The 18,641-nt window shown below is 65.7% G+C and carries 16 protein-coding genes; 10 read left to right on the forward strand and 6 right to left on the reverse strand.

The annotated features are described in order from the left end of the window. Positions 1-90: 90 nt before the first annotated feature. Positions 91-489, reverse strand: coding sequence for a 4-oxalocrotonate tautomerase (locus YH64_RS01820; RefSeq protein WP_046802778.1), 399 nt, complete (start codon positions 487-489; stop codon positions 91-93). A gap of 105 nt (positions 490-594) precedes the next feature. Between YH64_RS01820 and YH64_RS01825 the strand changes: the two genes are divergently transcribed. Next, positions 595-1,458 (forward strand): LysR family transcriptional regulator, encoded by an 864-nt coding sequence (locus YH64_RS01825; RefSeq protein ID WP_046802779.1) that lies wholly within the window; start codon positions 595-597, stop codon positions 1,456-1,458. Between the two features lie 160 nt (positions 1,459-1,618). Here the strand turns inward: YH64_RS01825 and YH64_RS01830 are convergent, their stop codons facing one another. Beyond that, the gene (locus YH64_RS01830; RefSeq protein ID WP_046802883.1) at positions 1,619-2,245 is read right to left on the reverse strand and encodes a TIGR00730 family Rossman fold protein; all 627 of its coding nucleotides are present in this window, start codon (positions 2,243-2,245) and stop codon (positions 1,619-1,621) included. A gap of 52 nt (positions 2,246-2,297) precedes the next feature. Between YH64_RS01830 and polA the strand changes: the two genes are divergently transcribed. The 3 genes from polA to YH64_RS01845 all read left to right on the forward strand — a co-directional run bounded on the left by polA (position 2,298) and on the right by YH64_RS01845 (position 6,826). Continuing rightward, positions 2,298-5,015, forward strand: a complete 2,718-nt coding sequence (polA, locus tag YH64_RS01835; RefSeq protein WP_046802780.1) for a DNA polymerase I — start codon at positions 2,298-2,300, stop codon at positions 5,013-5,015. 117 nt (positions 5,016-5,132) lie between these two features. Further along, positions 5,133-5,972: a ZIP family metal transporter gene (locus YH64_RS01840; protein ID WP_046802781.1), complete on the forward strand. Its 840-nt coding sequence runs from the start codon at positions 5,133-5,135 to the stop codon at positions 5,970-5,972. 65 nt (positions 5,973-6,037) lie between these two features. Beyond that, positions 6,038-6,826, forward strand: a complete 789-nt coding sequence (locus YH64_RS01845; RefSeq protein ID WP_046802782.1) for a dienelactone hydrolase family protein — start codon at positions 6,038-6,040, stop codon at positions 6,824-6,826. 159 nt (positions 6,827-6,985) lie between these two features. Here YH64_RS01845 and YH64_RS01850 read toward each other — a convergent pair whose 3' ends face one another. Further along, on the reverse strand, positions 6,986-8,647 hold the full coding sequence (locus YH64_RS01850; RefSeq protein ID WP_046802783.1) for a Na/Pi cotransporter family protein: 1,662 nt from the start codon (positions 8,645-8,647) through the stop codon (positions 6,986-6,988). 175 nt (positions 8,648-8,822) lie between these two features. Here YH64_RS01850 and YH64_RS01855 point away from each other — a divergent pair, with 175 nt between their 5' ends. Then, the gene (locus YH64_RS01855; protein WP_046802884.1) at positions 8,823-10,214 is read left to right on the forward strand and encodes an L-serine ammonia-lyase; all 1,392 of its coding nucleotides are present in this window, start codon (positions 8,823-8,825) and stop codon (positions 10,212-10,214) included. Positions 10,215-10,302: 88 nt separating this feature from the next. Here YH64_RS01855 and htpX read toward each other — a convergent pair whose 3' ends face one another. Further along, entirely contained in the window at positions 10,303-11,184 is an 882-nt protein-coding gene (htpX, locus tag YH64_RS01860) for a protease HtpX (protein ID WP_046802784.1), read from the reverse strand. Positions 11,185-11,337: 153 nt separating this feature from the next. Here htpX and YH64_RS01865 point away from each other — a divergent pair, with 153 nt between their 5' ends. Further along, positions 11,338-12,192 (forward strand): DMT family transporter, encoded by an 855-nt coding sequence (locus tag YH64_RS01865; RefSeq protein WP_046802785.1) that lies wholly within the window; start codon positions 11,338-11,340, stop codon positions 12,190-12,192. A 29-nt stretch (positions 12,193-12,221) separates the two neighbouring features. Beyond that, entirely contained in the window at positions 12,222-13,073 is an 852-nt protein-coding gene (locus tag YH64_RS01870) for a sulfurtransferase (RefSeq protein ID WP_046802786.1), read from the forward strand. 84 nt (positions 13,074-13,157) lie between these two features. On the opposite strand, the gene YH64_RS01875 is transcribed toward YH64_RS01870, so the two are convergent. Both YH64_RS01875 and YH64_RS01880 read right to left on the reverse strand, forming a co-directional pair. Continuing rightward, complete coding sequence (locus tag YH64_RS01875; RefSeq protein WP_006218288.1) at positions 13,158-13,727, reverse strand: phosphonate degradation HD-domain oxygenase; 570 nt, start codon at positions 13,725-13,727, stop codon at positions 13,158-13,160. Positions 13,728-13,781: 54 nt separating this feature from the next. Further along, positions 13,782-14,645 (reverse strand): LysR family transcriptional regulator, encoded by an 864-nt coding sequence (locus tag YH64_RS01880; protein ID WP_046802885.1) that lies wholly within the window; start codon positions 14,643-14,645, stop codon positions 13,782-13,784. A 149-nt stretch (positions 14,646-14,794) separates the two neighbouring features. Between YH64_RS01880 and YH64_RS01885 the strand changes: the two genes are divergently transcribed. Genes YH64_RS01885 through phnX form a run of 3 tightly spaced genes read left to right on the forward strand, consistent with a single transcriptional unit; the run spans position 14,795 to position 18,557 of the window. Further along, positions 14,795-15,949, forward strand: coding sequence for a putative 2-aminoethylphosphonate ABC transporter ATP-binding protein (locus YH64_RS01885; RefSeq protein ID WP_255444068.1), 1,155 nt, complete (start codon positions 14,795-14,797; stop codon positions 15,947-15,949). 7 nt (positions 15,950-15,956) lie between these two features. Continuing rightward, complete coding sequence (locus YH64_RS01890; RefSeq protein WP_370512717.1) at positions 15,957-17,711, forward strand: putative 2-aminoethylphosphonate ABC transporter permease subunit; 1,755 nt, start codon at positions 15,957-15,959, stop codon at positions 17,709-17,711. A gap of 15 nt (positions 17,712-17,726) precedes the next feature. Further along, on the forward strand, positions 17,727-18,557 hold the full coding sequence (gene phnX / locus YH64_RS01895) for a phosphonoacetaldehyde hydrolase (protein ID WP_104143187.1): 831 nt from the start codon (positions 17,727-17,729) through the stop codon (positions 18,555-18,557). Positions 18,558-18,641: the final 84 nt, after the last annotated feature.

Here is an 18,641-nt window from a genome sequence, read left to right on the forward strand (position 1 = left end):
GGCGGTTCGGCAGCAAAAAGCCGCGCACCTTTGGGTGCGCGGCTTTTTTTCATGCGTGCGTCGGCCCGCTGCGGGGCCGCCGCCGGAGGACTACACCCCGCTTTGCTGATGCCGGTATTCCTGCGTGGCGCCGCCGTATCCATAGGCTGCTGCCCGCGCGTCGATCACGTGCACGTACGAGCATTCGTGCAGCTCACCCAATATCTGCTGGAAGGACGCATAGATCTCTTTGATGTAGCGTGCCTTTTCGGCCTTGGTGTTGGTTTCGTCCGTGACGCTGATGTCCAGGTGGAAGGCGTTCTTGCCCAGTTCCGATAGCGGCTTGCCGCCGATGAACCAGAGATCGTGCGGAATGTGCTGCAACGTAATGGCGATGACAGGCAGCTTCTTGCCCAGCACGGACTGTGTCAGCCCGGCCACCGAGTCGACCACGCGACGATTGATGGCGGGGTCCGATTGACCGGAAATGTGTATGACGATATGGGGCATGACTGGCTCCTGTGTGTAAGGGTACAAGGCCAGTGTAGGGAAGCGTTTGACATCGGAAAAGCGGGAAATTACGATCCCACCCATCGACTTATCCGTTGGATAGCTATGTCTGGATTTGACCTTGACCAGTTGCGCACGCTGGTCGCCGTGCTTGATGCCGGCAGCCTGACGGCGGCGGCGCCCAAGGTTTTTCTGTCGCAGTCATCGGTCAGCGAACAGATGCGCAAGCTGGAAGAGCGCGCCGGCCAGGCGCTGCTGATACGCGCCAAAACCGGCGTGACGGCTACGCCGGCGGGCGAGCGGCTGCTGCGTCACGCCCGCGCCATTCTTGCGCTTAGTGACGAGGCCTATCGCGATTTACGCGGCGTGGCGCTGCGCGGCGAATTGCGGCTGTTCATCACGGATTACTTTCGCCCCGGCGATGTGGCGCGCATGTTGCGGCGCTTGAACGAACAGTATCCGCAGGTGCGCCTGCACGTGACGATCATGAAAAGCGGCGCGATCGAGGCTGCCTACGAACGAGGTGAAATCGACGTGGGCATATCGATGTCGATCCAGGAACGCGGCGCGCCACGGGCCAGGGCCCAGGGTGCATTGCTGCGCCGCGAGCCGCTGCTATGGATGGCGGCGGAAGGCGCCGCGGCGCCCGCTGGCGAGCCCTTGCCGCTGCTGGTCTTGCCCGAGACATGCGCATTGCGCCAGTACGTAGAGCGTCAGTTGACGCGGCGCGCCGTGCCCTACGCGGTGGCGCATGTGGCATCCGGCGTGGCGGGCTTGCAGCTGGCTATTTCGGCGGGCCTGGGGGTGGCCTGCCTGAACGAGTCGGCGCTGGCGCCCGGCATCGCGCGGTTGCACGCGCCCGGCCTGCCGACGCTGCCGTCGGTGGAATTTCGGCTATTGCCCGCCCGCCCCGGAGAGAGCGAGTTCATCGGCCTGGCGCGCGAAGCCATCGTCAAAGCCATGGCTTGAGGCGATGGCTTGAGGCGATGGCCTGAGGCGATGGGCTGAGATGACGACCCGAGATGCTGGCGTGAAGCCATGCGCTTGAAACGGCGGCCTGGGGCGGCCGCCGCATCATGCTTGAAGTCGAGCCCAGGGCTCAGGCCGGAGCTCAGGCCAAGCCTCAGGCTCAGGCGGGCAGGGACGGCGCGTATTGGGCTTCGGAAGTGACTTTGTCATGGAATTCCACGACGCGGCGCACCACTTTGACGGGGTCGTCCTCGATGATGAAAAGGTCAAGGTCGTGCGCGCCGATCATGCCGTTACCCAGCACCTGATCGCCCAGCCACTCGACCATGCCCGACCAGTATTCGCTGCCCACCAGCACGATGGGCGCGGGCGGCACTTTGCCTGTCTGGATCAGCGTCAGCGCTTCGAAGAGCTCGTCCAGCGTGCCAAAGCCGCCCGGCATCGCCACGTAGGCGAAGCTGTGCATGAAGAACGTGGCCTTGCGCGAGAAGAAATACTCGAATGACAGGCTGATGGTTTGGTATTCGTTGTTGTGCGCTTCGTGCGGCAGGCTGATGTTCAGCCCGATGCTGGTGCCGCCTGCTTCGAAGGCTCCCTTGTTGGCGGCCTCCATGATGCCGGGGCCGCCCCCTGCAATGACCGCGAACCCGGCGCCGGCCAAGGCGGCCGAAATGGCAACGGTGGTTTCATAGTGGGGGGAGTTGCGGCTGACGCGTGCGCTGCCGAAGACACTGACTGCGGGCCCGATGTTCGCGAGCTTATCTGCCGCCGTCCGTATCTCTGACATAATCAGCGGAATTTGTTTGCCGGCGGGTGTTTCCATATCTGCCTTTGTAACCATGAAAAAAACCTTATTACTGGTCGACGGTTCAAGCTACTTGTACCGCGCTTTCCACGCTATGCCTGATTTGCGCAACGCGCAAGGCGAACCCACGGGTGCGCTGTACGGCGTGGTCAATATGCTGCGCAAGCTTGTATCTGATCATAAGGCAGAGTATGCCGCATGTATTTTCGATGCTCGCGGCAAGACTTTCCGAGACGATCTGTATCCCGAATACAAGTCGCATCGCCCGCCCATGCCGGAAGACCTGGCCGCGCAGATCGAACCCATCCACCGCGCGGTGCGCGCGCTGGGCTGGCCGGTGCTGGCCATCGAAGGGGTAGAGGCCGACGACGTGATCGGCACGCTGGCCAAGCGCGCCGCCGAACACGATGTGCACACCATCGTTTCGACGGGCGACAAGGACCTGGCGCAGTTGGTCAACAGCCACGTCACCCTGGTCAACACCATGACCGGCGAAGTGCTGGACGAACCCGGTGTGGTCAACAAGTTTGGCGTGCCGCCCGAGCGCATCGTCGACTACCTGATGCTGGTGGGCGATACCGTCGACAACGTGCCGGGCGTGACCAAGGTCGGCCCAAAGACGGCCGTGAAGTGGTTGTCCGAATTCGGCTCGATCGACAAGCTGATCGAAGGCGCCGACAGCATCAAGGGCGTGGCCGGCAACAACCTGCGCGAGGCCATCCCCAACTTTCCCCTGACCCGCCAATTGCTGACGGTTAAGTACGACTGTGACCTGACCGGCCATGTCGAAAGCGTGGACGACCTGAAGCCGCGCGAGCGCGACGACGCCACCTTGACCGAGCTGTACGAGCGCTACGGCTTCCGTACCTGGCTGCGCGACCTGACCGGAGATGCCGAGCGCGTGCCCGCGGGCGATGCGCGCATCGCGGTGGATGTGCCGGAGGCGCCCGCCGAGCTGGACTACCGCATCATTTCCGACTGGGCCGAGTTCGACGCCTGGTTCGAGCGGCTGCAACACGCGTCCCTGGTGGCGCTGGACACTGAAACCACGTCGCTGGACCAGATGCAGGCACGGCTGGTGGGCTTGTCCTTGGCGGTAGAGCCGGGCGTTGCCTGCTACATCCCCGTGGCGCATCGCGGGCCGGACGGCGCCACGCAGTTGCCCAAGGCCGAGGTGCTGGCGCGCCTGAAGCCGTGGCTGGAAGATGCGTCGCGCGCCAAGCTGCTGCATCACGCCAAGTACGACGCGCATGTGTTCGCCAACGAAGGCATTGCGCTGGCCGGCATCACCGACGACACGATGCTGCAAGCGTATGTGCTGGAATCGCATCGCGGCGTGGGGCTGAACGACCTGGCACAGCGCTATCTGGGCCGCAGCGGCGTGTCGTACGAAGACCTGTGCGGCAAGGGCGCCAAGCAGATCGGCTTTGACGAGGTGGCTGTCGACAAGGCGGGGCATTACGCCGCCGAAGACGCCGACTTCACCTTGCAATTGCACCGTGTGCTGCGCCCGATGGTGGCGGCGGACCAGGGCCTGGACCGCATCTACCAGCTTGAGATCAAGGTGTCGGCGGTGCTGACCACGATCGAACGCAATGGCGTGAAGGTGGACGCCGAAGAACTGGGCCGCCAAAGCCACAAGCTGGGCCAGGAAATGCTGCGCCTGGAGCAAAAAGCCTATGAACTGGCCGGCCAGCCCTTCAATTTGAATTCGCCCAAGCAGCTGGGCGAAATCCTGTTTGAACGCATGCAGTTGCCGGTGGTGCGCAAGACCGCCAGCGGTGCACCGTCAACCGACGAAGACGTGCTGACCAAGCTGGCGCTGGACTACCCGCTGCCCCAGGTGCTGCTGGAATACCGGGGCCTGTCCAAGCTGAAGTCCACCTACACGGACAAGCTGCCGCGCATGATCAACCCGGCCACGGGCCGCGTGCACACGCGTTATTCGCAGGCGGCGGTCATCACGGGCCGCTTGGCGTCGTCCGATCCCAACTTGCAGAATATTCCCGTGCGCACCGAGGCGGGCCGCCGCGTGCGCGAAGCCTTCATTGCCGAGCAGGGCGTGCTGCTGTCGGCCGACTATTCGCAGATTGAACTGCGCATCATGGCGCACGTGTCCGATGACGCCAATCTGCAAAGCGCGTTCGCCGCCGGCGAGGACATTCACCGCGCCACGGCGGCCGAAGTGTTCGGCGTGGCCTTGTCGGACGTGTCGACCGACCAGCGTCGCGCGGCCAAAGCCATCAACTTTGGCCTGATCTACGGCATGGGCGTGTTCGGCCTGGCGTCCAACCTGGGCATCACCCGGGACGCCGCGCAAGCCTACATCGACCGCTATTTCGCCCGCTATCCCGGCGTGGCGATGTACATGGAAAATACCCGCAGGCTGGCGCGCGAACAGGGCTACGTCGAAACGGTTTTCGGTCGACGCCTGCAACTGCCCGAGATCCGTGGCGCCTCGGGGCCGCGTCGGCAAGGCGCCGAGCGGGCCGCCATCAACGCGCCCATGCAGGGCACGGCGGCCGACCTCATCAAGCTGGCCATGGTGGCTGTGCAAGATTGGCTGGAAGCCGAAAAACTGCAAACCCGCATGATCATGCAGGTACACGATGAACTGGTTCTGGAAGCGCCGGATGCCGAGATCGATGTGGTCAAGGAAGCGCTGCCTCGCCTGATGTGCTCGGTGGCCGAACTGCGCGTGCCGCTGGTCGCGGAAGTGGGCATGGGCAAGAACTGGGAACAGGCGCACTAAGCGCTGCGGGTTCTGCACGGATATTCCGATGGGCCGTCCTTGGACGGCCCATTTCCGATTTTGGGATTGCAACAATATAATGTTGCGCTTCCTCCCCGCCTATACTGCGTCCCCCAAATGTTGCTGCTCTGGGTCCTGCTTGCCACCATAACCGGCGGGCTTATTGCCGTCTTTGTCGCCAGCTGGCTGGCCTACAAGGTGTTCGCCCAATACCTGCATCACATGGTGAGCCTGTCGGTGGGCGTGCTGCTGTCGGTGGCGCTTTTGCACTTGTTGCCCGAGGCCTTCGAGGGCGCGGTCGGCAACGCCCATGCCTTGTTCGGCCTGATGCTGGCGTCGCTGATCGGCTTTTTCGTGTTGGAAAAGATTGCGCTGCTGCGTCATAGCCATCACCACGAGGGCGACGGGCATCACCACCACAAAGGCCACGACCACCACGAAGCGGGGCGCGGCGGCGTGCTGATCCTGATTGGAAGTTCGCTGCACAATCTGTGCGACGGGGTGCTGGTGGCGGCGGCGTTCCTGACGGACCCGCTGCTGGGCGTGCTGACGGCGGCGTCGATCATCGTGCACGAAGTGCCGCACAAGCTTAGCGATTTTGTCGTGCTGCTCAATGCCGGGCTGCCGCGTCGCCGTGCGTTTTCGTTGATCCTGTTCACCAGCTTGTGTTCAGCCGTGGGCGGCATAATAGGGTACTTTGTGCTGCAGCAGGCGCAGGACTGGGTGCCGTATATCTTGGTGGTTGCCGCAAGCAGCTTCCTGTATATCTCGGTGGCCGACCTGATGCCGCAGATGCATGAACGGGTGTCCCTTTCGGATGCCGTCCCGCAGTTGTTGCTGGTGGGCTTGGGTGTCGCGCTGATCTACAGCGTGACCACGCTGATGCACCATGGGCACGAGCACGAGGCCGACGCCGGTACTGGCGCGCCCCATGCGGAGCACGCCCACACGCATTAGGGGCGCGCGCGGACGGGATGCCTGCTTGTCGATCTGTCGATCAATCCCCCACAGGAGCGTCCCCCATGAGCTTTTCCGCCGCCGCCGGCAACGTTGCCCCCACCGTCATCCACACTGACACCGAAGGCCTGGTTCACGCTGACTTCAAGCTGCCCGTGGCAGACGGGTCCATCGCCGCCTATTACGCCGCGCCCGAAGGCCGCCAGGACCTGCCCATCGTGCTGGTGGTGCAGGAAATCTTCGGCGTGCACGAACACATCAAAGATCTTTGCCGACGCATCGCCAAGGCCGGTTACCTGGCCGTGGCCGCGAACCTGTATGAACGCCAGGGCGACGCCTCCGTCTACACCGACATTCCGAAACTGATTGCTGAACTGGTCAGCAAGGTGCCGGATGAACAGGTGTTTTCCGACCTGGACGCCAGCGTGGCCTGGGCGGCAGAAAACGGCGGCGACCCCAAGCGCGTGGCCATCACGGGCTTTTGCTGGGGCGGTCGCCTGACGTGGATGTACGCCGCTCACAACCCGGACGTGAAGGCCGCCGTGGCCTGGTACGGCAAGCTCAGCGTGGGCCACGGCCCGCTGATCAAGCGCGTGGCGTTCGATGTGGTCAACGAGCTGCATGCGCCGGTGCTGGGCCTGTACGGCGGCAAGGACGCCAGCATCCCGCTGGCCGATATCGAGACCATGAAGACCAAGCTGGCGACCGGCAACGCGGCGGCCAGGCAGTCGGAATTCGTGGTGTACCCGGATGCGGACCACGCGTTCCTGGCGGACTACCGAGCCAGCTACCAGCCTGAAGCGGCCAAGGACGGCTGGAGCCGGATGCTGGCGTGGTTCCAGCGCTATCTGTAATGTGCGCCCGGGGCAGGGTCAGTTTGCGCTGTCCTGACTAAAGCGCGGGGCCGGGCGGGGGAAGCCCCGCCGTCCGCCGCAACACGCCTGGGTTGGCGGGCTTCCGTCTAATGCGCGCTTGCGCGCCGGGTTGCCGCTTCCCCCGGACCCCGCTTTCGCTTAGTTGCCCGCTTCGCGCAAACGGCTGGGCAGAAGCTCGCCGTGGCGGGCCAGCAGCGGATACGCCGCGGCGCCCACCAAGTGAGAGTTGATTCCCTTCATATCCCGCAGGATGTCCAGGTACAGCGCGCCGACTTCGGCCGCGTCCACCTGGCCTGACTTGATCTTTTGCAGGTGCGTGTCGGCGGCCTGCGTTTCGATGGTGCGGAAACGCGCCTTTTCGCCGGCCAGCGCCCGCGCCTGGCGCAGATCGTCGTTGACGAACAGGGCAGCGGCCTGGCGCTGGTTTGCGATCAACTGGCCCAGCGTGTCATCCAGGCTGGCGCGCTGCTCGGGCGAGAACGTCCAGCCCTGTTTGCGCAGCTTGGCCACGTGGCTCAAGAGCCCGTGGTGGGCGATATCGCCCGCGTGGCCGATGTTGCTGGCAAAGGCGAGGATATCGTCCATGCGCTGAATGTCGTCACGCGTCATGTTTTCCTGGTCCAGCGTGGCCAGGTAGGTCGTGATGGCGTTTTCCAGCTTGTCCAGCGCGGCATCCAGCTGCCGTGCCTGCACCATGCGGTGGCGGTTGTCGCGCTTGAAGCCGGCGCGCGCATACAGCAGCAGCGTCTGCACCATGTCGGCCATGCGCAGCGCTTCGCGGGCGGCGTTGCCCAGCGCCACGGCGGGCACGTCATGCGCCCATTCATCCAGATATTGCGGCCGGGACGGGTCGTTGGGGTCGGCGCGCTTGGGCAGCCAGCGTGTCAGCAGGGCCGCGTAGGGCGACAGCAGCGGCAGGAACAGGATGGCGATGACCGCGTTGAACAGCGTGTGGAAATTGGCCACGGCGCGGGCCGGGTCGCTGGCCATGTCGCTCATCAGGGGTTGCAGCACGGGCAGCAGGATCAGGCCGGCCAGCACGCCCAGCACGCGGGTCAGCAGGTTGCCCAGCGGCAGGCGGCGCGCGGCGGGATCGTCGCCCGTGACGCCTTCGATCATCGGGTTGATGGCCGTGCCCAGGTTGGCGCCTAGCACCAGCGCAAAGGCCACGTGCGGCGCCACCATGTGATGGCTTGCCAGCGACATCACCAGCACCACGACGGCCACGCTGGAGTGCGCGGCCCAGGTGAACGCGGCCGACAGCAAGACGGCGGCAACGGGCTGGGTCGACAAGGCGTCCAGAATCATGCCCAGCATGGGCGCCGTCTGGAACGGCTCGAACAATTCAACCAGCTGATGCAGGGAAAGCAGCAGCAGGCCCAGACCGATGAACACGCGGCCCAGGTCGCGCGTGCGACCGGGGGGATACCGGCGGAACATCCAGACGCCCGCCAGGATAAGGATAGGCGCCAGCGAGGTCAGGTCGAATGACAGCAGCTGCACGATCAGCGTCGTGCCGACGTTGGCCCCCAGCATGGCGGCCAGCGCGGGCACCAGGCCCACCACGCCGCCCGCGGCGAACCCTGTGATCATCAGCCCCGTCGCGGTGCTGCTTTGCAGGGCGGCGGTAATGCCCAGGCCGGCGGCAAAGGCGCGCAGGCGCGTGCCCAGGGCCCGGCCCAGCGCGGCGCCCAAGGCCGCGCCAAACGCGCGCTGGACGCCGGTTTGGACCATGTGCACGCCCCAAAGCAGCAGGGCGACGTAGCCGGCGAAGTCAAGCAGGGTAATAAGTCCAGACATCCAGGGGTGTTCCCGTTCTTTTTATGACAAGTAATAATTCTGTAATGATCGCATGCCTGACCGGGTGACGGAACCGGTGGCGGCGATACAGCATACGCCCCGCCGTCCATTCCTGCGCGCGGGGGTGGCAACGCGTATCATTGCCTGACTATTCTTTGATGTATTGGAGTATCGCGTGGCCGTTTCCGTATTCGATCTGTTCAAGATAGGCATAGGCCCGTCTAGTTCCCATACGGTGGGTCCGATGCGGGCCGCCTTGCTGTTCGCGCAAGGCCTGGAACGCGATGGCCTGATGTCGCGCGTGGCGTATGTCCGCGCCGAGCTCTACGGGTCGCTGGGCGCGACCGGCAAGGGGCACGGTACCGACAAGGGCGTGCTGCTGGGTCTGATGGGCGAAGCGCCCGACACGGTCGACCCCGCCGCCATTGCCGGCATGATCGCCTCGGTGCGCGCCAGCCGCCAGTTGCCGCTGCTGGGCCGTTACCCGGTGGCCTTCATCGAGAAAGAACACATGGTGTTCTATCGTCGCGAAGCCATGGCCGAGCACCCCAACGGCATGAAATTCCACGCCGTCGACGCCAATGGCGAGTCGCTGCGCGAATCGCGGTACCTGTCGGTGGGCGGTGGCTTCGTCGTGACCGCCGGCGCCTCGAACAGCCAGGTGATCGCCGCGCACAATCAGCTGCCGTACCCGTTCCGCTCGGGCCGCGAACTGCTGACGATGTGCCGCGAAAGCGGCCTCACCGTGGCGCAGCTGATGATGAAGAACGAGCTGACCTGGCGCGAGGCCGCCGAGACGGACAGCGGCCTGGACCGCATCTGGCAGGTCATGCAGGACTGCGTGGCGCGCGGTTGCGGCATCGACTACCCGGAAGCCGACGGCGAATTGCCCGGCCCCTTGCGCGTGCGTCGCCGCGCGCCGGAGCTTTACCGCAATCTGACCCAACGCGCAGAGCGCACCTTGTCCGACCCGCTGTCGGTCATGGATTGGGTCAACCTGTATGCCATGGCGGTCAACGAAGAGAACGCGGCGGGCGGCCGTGTCGTCACGGCGCCCACCAATGGCGCGGCCGGCATCATCCCCGCCGTGCTGCACTATTACGATCGCTTCGTGCCCGGCGCCAGCCGCGAGGGCGTACGCGAGTTCCTCTTGACCGCCGCGGCGATCGGCCTGCTGTACAAGTACAACGCATCGCTGTCGGGCGCCGAAGTGGGCTGCCAGGGCGAAGTCGGTGTGGCCTGTTCGATGGCCGCCGGCGGCTTGGCCGCGGCGCAGGGCGGCACGGTGGAACAGGTTGAGAACGCCGCCGAGATCGGCATGGAGCACAACCTGGGCCTGACGTGCGACCCCGTTGGCGGGCTGGTGCAGATTCCCTGCATCGAACGCAACGCCATGGCGTCCATCAAGGCCGTCAACGCCGCGCGCATGGCCTTGCGCGGCGACGGCCAGCACTACGTGTCGCTGGATTCCGTCATCAAGACCATGCGCGAAACCGGCGCCGACATGAAGACGAAGTACAAGGAAACGGCGCGCGGCGGCTTGGCGGTGAACATCGTCGAGTGCTGATGCGCGGGCGCTGAAGTCTCAATAGAAAAAGCCCCTGGGGTTTCTGACCCCAGGGGCTTTTTGCTGCCTGCTTGAACCGGGCCGGCGATCAGACCACGCGGGCGTTCTGCAAGGCGGCGATGCGCGACGGGATGGGCGGGTGCGAGGCGAACATGGCCGCCAGGCCGCCGCGGCCGGTGATGCCCGAGGCCTCGAACGACTTGGGCAGGTCGCCCGGTTCCAGGCCGCCCAGCCGAGCCAGCGCGCGGATCATGGGTTCGCGCGCGCCCATCAGGTGGGCCGAGCCGGCGTCGGCGCGGTATTCGCGCTGGCGCGAGAACCAGGCCACGATGATCGAGGCCAGCACGCCGAAGATGATTTCACAGACCAGCACGGTGATGTAGTAGCCCGGGCCGATGCCGCGTTCGTTCTTGAACACGACGCGGTCGATGAAGTAACCCACGACGCGGGCCAGAAACACCACGAAGGTGTTCACGACGCCCTGGATGAGCGTCAGCGTGACCATGTCGCCGTTGGCGATGTGGGCCACTTCGTGCGCCAGCACGGCCGCCACTTCTTCTTCGCTCATGCTTTCCAGCAAGCCCGTCGACACGGCGACCAGCGAGTCGTTCTTGAACGCGCCGGTGGCGAAGGCGTTGGGCGCGCCTTCATAGATGGCCACTTCGGGGCGGCCGATACCCGCGCGGTCGGCCAGTTGGTGAACGGTGTCGACCAGCCAGGCTTCGCGTTGATTGCGGGGGGCGTTCGGGTCCAGCACTTGGGCCCCGGTGCTCCATTTGGCCATCGGCTTGCTGATCAGCAGCGAGATGATCGCTCCGGTAAAGCCCACGACCACCGAGAAGATCAGCAGGGCGTTCAGGTTCAGGCCGTTGGCGGTGATGTAGCGGTCTACGCCCAGGATGCGCAGCGTGGCCGACAGCACGAGCATGACGGCCAGGTTGGTGATGACGAACAAGACAATGCGTTTCATGTTTTTTGTGTTCCTCTGCGAGCGGGAAATACCCGGGTTCGACATGGCGGCGGCCCGCCAGTTCCCCGACTCGCCGGCACCGCTCCCGGTGGGCAAGAGTATAGTATCGCTTTCCCCTATTTCCCCTCACTTTTCCCTTAGCGTAGACCCCCAATGCAGGCTCTCTGGATGTTGTTGGCGTCCGCCATGTTCGCCATCATGGGGTCGTTCGTGAAGTTCGGCACGGAACACGGCGCGTCGCTGCCGCAGATCGTGCTTTTTCGCGGGCTGCCTTCCGTCCTACTTTTGCTGCTGTGGGCGCGCGCTGGGCGGCAATCCATCGTTCCGACCAGCTGGAAGTTGCACCTGTGGCGCAACCTGTCCGGCGTCACGTCGATGTGGCTGGGTTTCTTCGCCATCTCGCACCTGCCGCTGGCCACCGCGACCAGCCTGAACTACACCGCGCCGCTGTTCATCGCCTGTTGGATGCTGGGGTGGGGCGGCGCGCAGCGCGACCCGGTCCGCATCCTGGCGGTAGCGTTGGGCTTTCTGGGCGTGATCGCCGTGCTGCGGCCCAGCATCAATGAAGACCAGTGGCTGGCCGCCGTCATGGGCATGGGCGCGGGCGCCATGTCGGCCATCGCGATGATGCAGATCCGCCAGCTGGGCCGCATCGGCGAACCCGAATGGCGCACCGTGCTGTTTTTCTCCGTGGCGGTCTGCGTGTCCAGCATCGCCGGCTTGTGGTTCGAAGGCTGGGGCCACGCCGACTGGCAGGGCTACGCGTCGCTGTTCGGCGTGGGCGTGGCCGGCATGTTCGGCCAACTTGCCATGACCCGGGCCTTTGGCATGGGGTCGGCGCTGCTGACGGCGGCGCTGCAATACAGCACCATTATTTTCGCGGCCTTGCTGGGCATGGGCTTCTGGGGCGACCATCTGGACGCCCTGGCCTGGGCCGGCATGGGCTTGATCATTTCCGCGGGCCTGCTGTCGGTGTGGCGCACCATGCGCGACCCGAAGCCGACCTGACCCGCCCCCTTCGATCAGGAGCACCCCGAATGACGACCACACTGATTTCCGCCGCCGACCTGGCCGCGCGCCTCGATTCGCCCGACGTGCGCGTATTCGATGTGCGACATGACCTGACCAACCACGCCGCCGGCCGCCAGGCCTACGACGCCGGACACATCCCGGGCGCCCGTTACCTGGACCACGAAACCGAGCTGGCGGCACCGCGCACCGGCAAGAACGGCCGGCATCCGTTGCCGTCGCGCGCCGAATTCGGCGGCCTGATGGCGGCTCATGGCGTGACGCCGCAAACGCTGGTCGTGGCGTACGACGCCAGCGGCGGCATGTACGCCGCGCACCTGTGGTGGATGTTGCGCTGGTTGGGCCATGAACGCGTGGCCGTGCTGGACGGCGGTTGGCAGGCGTGGGTGGCGGCCGGTTTGCCGACCACGACCGACGCCGCGCCCGCGGTCAAAGCCGGCCAGCCGGTAGAGCCCGGGCAATCGCTGGCCGGGTCGGTCAACGCCCAAGCCGTGCTGGACAACATCGCCCAGCCGGCCTTTACCGTGATCGACGCGCGCGCGGCCAACCGCTATCGCGGCGAAGTCGAGCCCATGGACCCGGTGGCCGGCCACATCCCGGGCGCGCTGAACCGTCCCAACGGCGAGAACCTGCAAGCCGATGGCCGCTTCAAGTCACCCGAGCAACTGCGCGCCGAATTCGCCGACCTGCTGGGTGACCGCGACCCCAAGCCCGTGGTGCATCAGTGCGGCTCGGGCATCACCGCGTGCCATAACCTGTTGTCGATGGAAATCGCCGGCCTGTCCGGCTCGCGGCTGTACCCGGGTTCATGGAGCGAATGGTGCAGCGACCCGTCACGCCCGGTGGCGAAGGGCGCCTGAAGCCTCAGGCGCCTGGCCCGCGCACTCGGAAGCGCGGGTTGCGGCGCCCTTGTTGCGTGCGGGCCGGCGCTGCGCCCCGGTTCGCTACCAGATCGCGGCCAGCTTCACGCGGCCCGATACGCTTTCCGCGATTTCCAGAAAGTGATCCAGCGGCGGCGTGGCCAGGCCGGGAACCTTGGCCATGTCGTCCCAGCGTCTTAGCCGAATCGCGTCCGGCGCGCCCGGCATGCTGGCGAAATCCACCGCCTGGCTCGCATCAAAACTGCCGCCCTGTAATGCCAGGCTGCGCTTGGAATCCTCGGAGAGCGACGCTTCATATTGCGGCTCCACGTAGCACAGGTAACGCTTGGCTTCGACGTGCAGCCGGATCGGATCCAGCACCGCCGAACTGAACAGCCCGCGCAGGAACGGCAGCACGAAATACTGGTGTTTGTCGTCGATACCGCGCAGGGTCGGGGTGCCCGGCCGGTCCGCGATCAGGTGCCCCAGGTCGTGCAACAAGCTGGCGGTGATCAGGTGTGCGCTGGCGCCGTGGCGCTCGGCCAGCGACGCCGTTTGCAGCGCGTGGCGCAAATGGCTGACGGATTCACCGTGATATGACCGGTGTCCGCGTTCCAGAAAAATCTGCTCGATGTCTTGCAAGGTCAAGGCCATGGTTGTCTCCTGATTGGCCGCAAGGGGGAGGGGGCGGGCAGTGACCCAGTCGGGTCAGCCGGCTGCCGGCGCCATCTCCAGGAAGCGCGCGATCAACTGCACCGGTTGGCGCTCGCGCAGGCAGTACAGGTATTCATTCATCACGATGTCGGCGCCGTCGATGTCCAGGGCGGCCAGATCGGGATGGGACGGAATCTCGCGCGACGGGATCAGGCTGATCCCCAGGCCGCACAGGATGGCTTGCCGGATCGATTCCCGGCTGCCGATCTCCAGCGTGCGCCGCACCGTGACGCCCGCGGCTTGCAGGGCGTCTTCGGTCAGTTGGCGCGTCATCGAACCGGGCTCGCGCACCAGCAGCGCGTGCTCGGCAAGGTCGGCCAGGCGCACGCGGCCGCGGCGGGCCAGCGGATGGTCGCGGTGGGTGACCACGCGGATCGGGTCGGCCGCGATCATCCGCCGATACAGGTGCTTGTCATCCATCAGAAAAGACGACGTGGCAATCTCGATGCGGTAATCGTGCAGCGCTTGCAGCATCGACTGCGAATTGCCGATCGTGACCGTCAGATCAATGCCGGGGTAGCGCTGGTTGTATCGGCGCACCGTGTCCATGATGTAGAACGGGCCGGTGGCGCCGACACGCAGGTTGCCTTCGCGCAGGTCGCTGGCGTCGCGCAGCCGGAAGTCGATCTCGGTTTCCTGCTGGACCAGCTTTTCCACCATGGGCATCAGATTCTGTCCGGCATCCGACAGGCGCATGCCGCGCCCTTGGCGATGGAACAGTTCGATGCCGTAGCGAGATTCCAGCTGACGCAGCTGCCCCGTCACGGTGGGTTGGCTGACGCCCAACTGGGCGGCGGCCTTGGTGACGGTGCCGCAGCGGGCCACGGCGTAGAAAGATTTGAGTTCGGCGACAAGCACGATGACGGGGGGGCAGGAAAGGGACGCAATGCGCAAGACCGCCAGTACACCAAAATAATTTGATGTTTTTATTACTGCATTTGCGCGAAGTGTCATAAACGCTCAATACGCGGCTTCCATACTGCCTTCGTTCCCAGACCGGAGGCAGCATGCCCCAAGCCGATAACGACCTTTTCCCCGCCGGGCCGCCCCGGGGCGGGCTTGAGCCCATTGCGGGCAAAGAGCCCCAGCAAGGGGCAAAGCGTGGCGGCTTTCTGACTGTGCGAAACCTGGTCAAGACGTTTGGCACCCACAAGGCGCTGGCCGACGTTTCGCTGGATATCCGTGCCGGAGAACTGGTGTGCCTGCTAGGCCCCTCCGGTTGCGGCAAAACGACGCTGCTGCGCGCGATTGCCGGACTGGAGCGCCAGGACAGCGGCACCATCGTGCTGTCGGGCCGCGATATTTCCCATGCCGAACCGCAAGAGCGCGACTACGGCATCCTGTTCCAATCCTATGCGCTGTTTCCCAACCTGACGGTCGCCCAGAACGTGGCGTACGGCCTGAGCGGCAAGCGCGCGCATCGCAAGCACGTGGCCCATCGTGTCGAGGAAATGCTGACGCTGGTGGGGCTGGCCGGCGCCGCCGACAAGTATCCGGGACAGATCTCGGGCGGGCAGCAGCAGCGCGTGGCGTTGGCGCGCGCGCTGGCCCCGTCGCCGTCCCTGTTGCTGTTGGACGAGCCGATGTCCGCGCTGGACGCCCGCGTGCGCGAGCATCTGCGTATTGAGTTGCGCGCCTTGCAAAAGCGCCTGTCCATTACGACGCTGATGGTCACGCACGACCAGGAAGAGGCCATGGTGATGGCCGACCGTATCGCCGTCATGAACGGCGGCGTGATCGAACAGTACGGCACGCCGCGCGAGCTGTACCGCCAGCCGGGATCCGCCTTCATCGCCGATTTCGTGGGCGAGGCGAACTGGCTGCCGTTCGAACGCGTGGATGCGCACCGCGCCCGCGTCGGCCGCCAGGAACTGGCGGTGGACGACACGCTGGATGGCCGATTCGGCAAGCTGTTCGTCCGGCCCGAGGCGGTGCGCGTCAGCATGGCGCGCCCGGAAGAGCCCAATTCGATGCTGGCCGACGTGCTGGACGGCGTGTTCCTGGGCCGTGGTTACCGCCTGGCGTTGCGGCTGGAAGGCGTGCCCGGGTCCACCGTGCATTCCATCGTGTCCCCCGAAATCGGAGACGCCCTGTTGGGTCCTCATGCTGCCAGCCGCTGCTGGGTGGAGCTGCCGCGCCATGCGATTCGCGCCTACGCTTGATTCCCCCATGACCGGTTCTCCTTCCGTGGCGGAAACGCCGTCGGCTTCGGCTTCGCCCGTGGCCTTGGGCCGCCGCCCCATGCCCGCCTGGATCGGCTCGTTGGGCCTGACCGTCGGGCAGGGCGCGTTGCTGCTGTTCCTGGTGCTGTTCCTGGCGTTGCCGCTGGCGGCCATCCTGGCCAAGTCCGTGACGGACAACGACGGCGCCTGGGCTGGCCTGTCGGTGCTTACCGGCATCATCGGCGCAGACGGCTTTCTGGCGATGGTCGGCCGCAGCCTGACGGTGGGCCTGGTGACGATGTTGCTGGTGGTGCCGTGCGCCTACGGATTTGCCTATGGACTGACGCGTACGCGCCTGCCCGGCAAGGGCCTGTTGCGCACCATCGCCTTGCTGCCGCTGCTGGCGCCGTCGCTGCTGCCCGGTATCGCCCTGGTCTACCTGCTGGGCAATCAGGGTCTGCTCAAGGGCCTGACCGGCGGCGCCACCATCTACGGCTTCTGGGGCATCGTCGTCGGCGAGGCGTTCTACACCTTCCCGCATGCGCTGATGATTTTGTTGACCGGCCTGACGCTGGCCGACGGGCGCCTGTATGACGCGGCGCGCGCCATGGGCGCCGGCCCGTGGCGCACCTTTCTGACCGTGACCCTGCCCGGCACGCGCTACGCCGTGTTCTCGGCCTGCTGCGTGGTGTTCACGCTGACTGTCACCGATTTTGGCGTACCCAAGGTGGTGGGCGGCGACTACAACGTGCTGGCGATGGAAGCCTACAAGGCGGTGGTCGGCCAGCAGAACTTTCCGAAGGGCGCGGCCATCGGCATCCTGCTGTTGCTGCCCGCCTTGCTGACCTTCGTGCTGGACCGGCGCCTGCGGGCCCGCCAGGGCGCGCAGATGAGCGGCCGCGCGCAGGCCTATGCGGCAAATCCGAACCGCCGCCGTGATGCTGCTTTCCTGGCGCTGGCCGGCGTGATGGCCGCGTTCCTGCTGCTGATCATCGGCGTGGCGGTGTGGGCGTCGTTCGTGAAGATGTGGCCCTACAACCTGTCCATGTCGCTGCGGTCCTACGACTTCGACAACATGGACGGCGGTGGCTGGCTGGCGTGGCGCAACAGCTTGCAGCTGGCGTTCTTCACCGCCGTGATCGGCACGGCCGTGGTCTTCGTGGGCGCCTGGATGATGGAAAAAGTACCGGCGCGCGGCCAACTGGGGCGCGGCCTGCGGGGGGCGGTCAGCATGCTGGCGCTGATGCCGATGGCCGTGCCCGGCCTGGTGCTGGGCCTGGGCTACATCTTCTTTTTCAACAGCCTGATGAATCCGCTGAACGTGCTGTACGGCACCATGCCGCTGCTGATTCTGTGCACGGTCGTCCACTTCTACACCAGCGCCCACCTCACGGCCGCCACCGCACTGAACGCGCTGGACCCGGAATTCGAAGCCGCGTCCGCGTCGCTGAAGGTGCCGCGCGTGACGACGTTCCTGCGCGTCACCCTGCCGATGTGCTTGCCTGCCGCGCTGGACGTCGCCCGCTATTTGTTTGTATCCGCCATGACGACGGTGTCGGCCGTGGTGTTTCTGTACAGCCCGTCCACGGTGCTGGCCGCCGTTGCCGTCCTTAACATGGACGACGCCGGCTTCATCGGCCCGGCCGCCGCCATGTGCACGGTGATCATGGCCAGCTCCGCCGTCGCGGCCCTGCTGCTGCATCTGGCCAGCCGCGCGCTGGTGTCGCGCAGCCAGGCCTGGCGCCGCCCCGTGGCCCTTTGAACGATTGATTCCAGGATGACCCTTATGACTGTTTCTTCCTTACCCGTGCAGCTGGAAGCCGTGATCTTCGACTGGGCCGGCACGCTGGTCGACTTCGGATCATTTGCCCCCACCAAGGTGTTCGTCGATGCGTTCTCGCAATTCGGCATGGACGTGTCGCTGAAAGAGGCGCGCGGCCCCATGGGCATGGGCAAGTGGGACCACATCCGCGCGTTGTGCAACCAGCCGGCCATCGCCGCCCAGTATCAGGCCCAGTTCGGCCGCGTGCCCAGCGACGACGATGTGACGGCCATCTATGAACGCTTCCTGCCGATGCAGATGGAGAAGGTGGCCCAGTATTCGGCGGCCATCCCCGGCGCGGCCGAGCTGTTGCGCGCCCTGCGCCGTAAAGGCCTGAAGATCGGCTCTTGCTCGGGCTACCCGGACAGCGTGATGCGCCGCGTGGTCGAACGCGCCGCGTCCGAAGGGCTGGAGCCCGATTGCATCGTGGCCAGCGACGACGTGCCGCGCGCGCGTCCGGCGCCGGCCATGGCGTTGAAGAACGTGGTGGAACTGGGCCTGTCGGACGTGGCCGCGTGCGTCAAGGTCGACGACACCGCGCCCGGCATCGAGGAAGGGCGCCGCGCCGGCATGTGGTCGGTGGGCCTGCTGCTGTCCGGCAACGCCGCCGGCCTGACCCTGGACGAATACCTGAGCCTGGACGAGGCGGGTCGCGACCTGGTCCGCGCCGACGCCAGCCGCGAGCTTGCCACCGCCGCGCCGCATTACCTGATCGATACGGTGGCGGATCTGCCGGCCGTCATCATCGACATCGAAGCCCGTCTGGCACGAGGCCAACGCCCCTGATTTAGCTTCCCCTTACCGGCACTGCCGGCCCTGCATTCCCTTTGTGTGCGCCTTTGTACCGCAGCCGGCATCCGCCGGCAGTGG

This window comes from Achromobacter sp. LC458, from assembly GCF_001005835.2.
Classification (GTDB): domain Bacteria; phylum Pseudomonadota; class Gammaproteobacteria; order Burkholderiales; family Burkholderiaceae_B; genus Achromobacter; species Achromobacter spanius_B.

Excerpts from the sequence above, each read along its gene's own strand:
- YH64_RS01820 (WP_046802778.1), bottom strand. The coding sequence starts at position 489 with ATGCCCCATATCGTCATACACATTTCCGGTCAATCGGACCCCGCCATC.
- YH64_RS01825 (WP_046802779.1), top strand. The coding sequence starts at position 595 with ATGTCTGGATTTGACCTTGACCAGTTGCGCACGCTGGTCGCCGTGCTT.
- YH64_RS01830 (WP_046802883.1), bottom strand. The coding sequence starts at position 2,245 with ATGTCAGAGATACGGACGGCGGCAGATAAGCTCGCGAACATCGGGCCC.
- polA (WP_046802780.1), top strand. The coding sequence starts at position 2,298 with ATGAAAAAAACCTTATTACTGGTCGACGGTTCAAGCTACTTGTACCGC.
- YH64_RS01840 (WP_046802781.1), top strand. The coding sequence starts at position 5,133 with ATGTTGCTGCTCTGGGTCCTGCTTGCCACCATAACCGGCGGGCTTATT.
- YH64_RS01845 (WP_046802782.1), top strand. The coding sequence starts at position 6,038 with ATGAGCTTTTCCGCCGCCGCCGGCAACGTTGCCCCCACCGTCATCCAC.
- YH64_RS01850 (WP_046802783.1), bottom strand. The coding sequence starts at position 8,647 with ATGTCTGGACTTATTACCCTGCTTGACTTCGCCGGCTACGTCGCCCTG.
- htpX (WP_046802784.1), bottom strand. The coding sequence starts at position 11,184 with ATGAAACGCATTGTCTTGTTCGTCATCACCAACCTGGCCGTCATGCTC.
- YH64_RS01865 (WP_046802785.1), top strand. The coding sequence starts at position 11,338 with ATGCAGGCTCTCTGGATGTTGTTGGCGTCCGCCATGTTCGCCATCATG.
- YH64_RS01870 (WP_046802786.1), top strand. The coding sequence starts at position 12,222 with ATGACGACCACACTGATTTCCGCCGCCGACCTGGCCGCGCGCCTCGAT.
- YH64_RS01875 (WP_006218288.1), bottom strand. The coding sequence starts at position 13,727 with ATGGCCTTGACCTTGCAAGACATCGAGCAGATTTTTCTGGAACGCGGA.
- YH64_RS01885 (WP_255444068.1), top strand. The coding sequence starts at position 14,795 with ATGCCCCAAGCCGATAACGACCTTTTCCCCGCCGGGCCGCCCCGGGGC.
- YH64_RS01890 (WP_370512717.1), top strand. The coding sequence starts at position 15,957 with ATGACCGGTTCTCCTTCCGTGGCGGAAACGCCGTCGGCTTCGGCTTCG.
- phnX (WP_104143187.1), top strand. The coding sequence starts at position 17,727 with ATGACCCTTATGACTGTTTCTTCCTTACCCGTGCAGCTGGAAGCCGTG.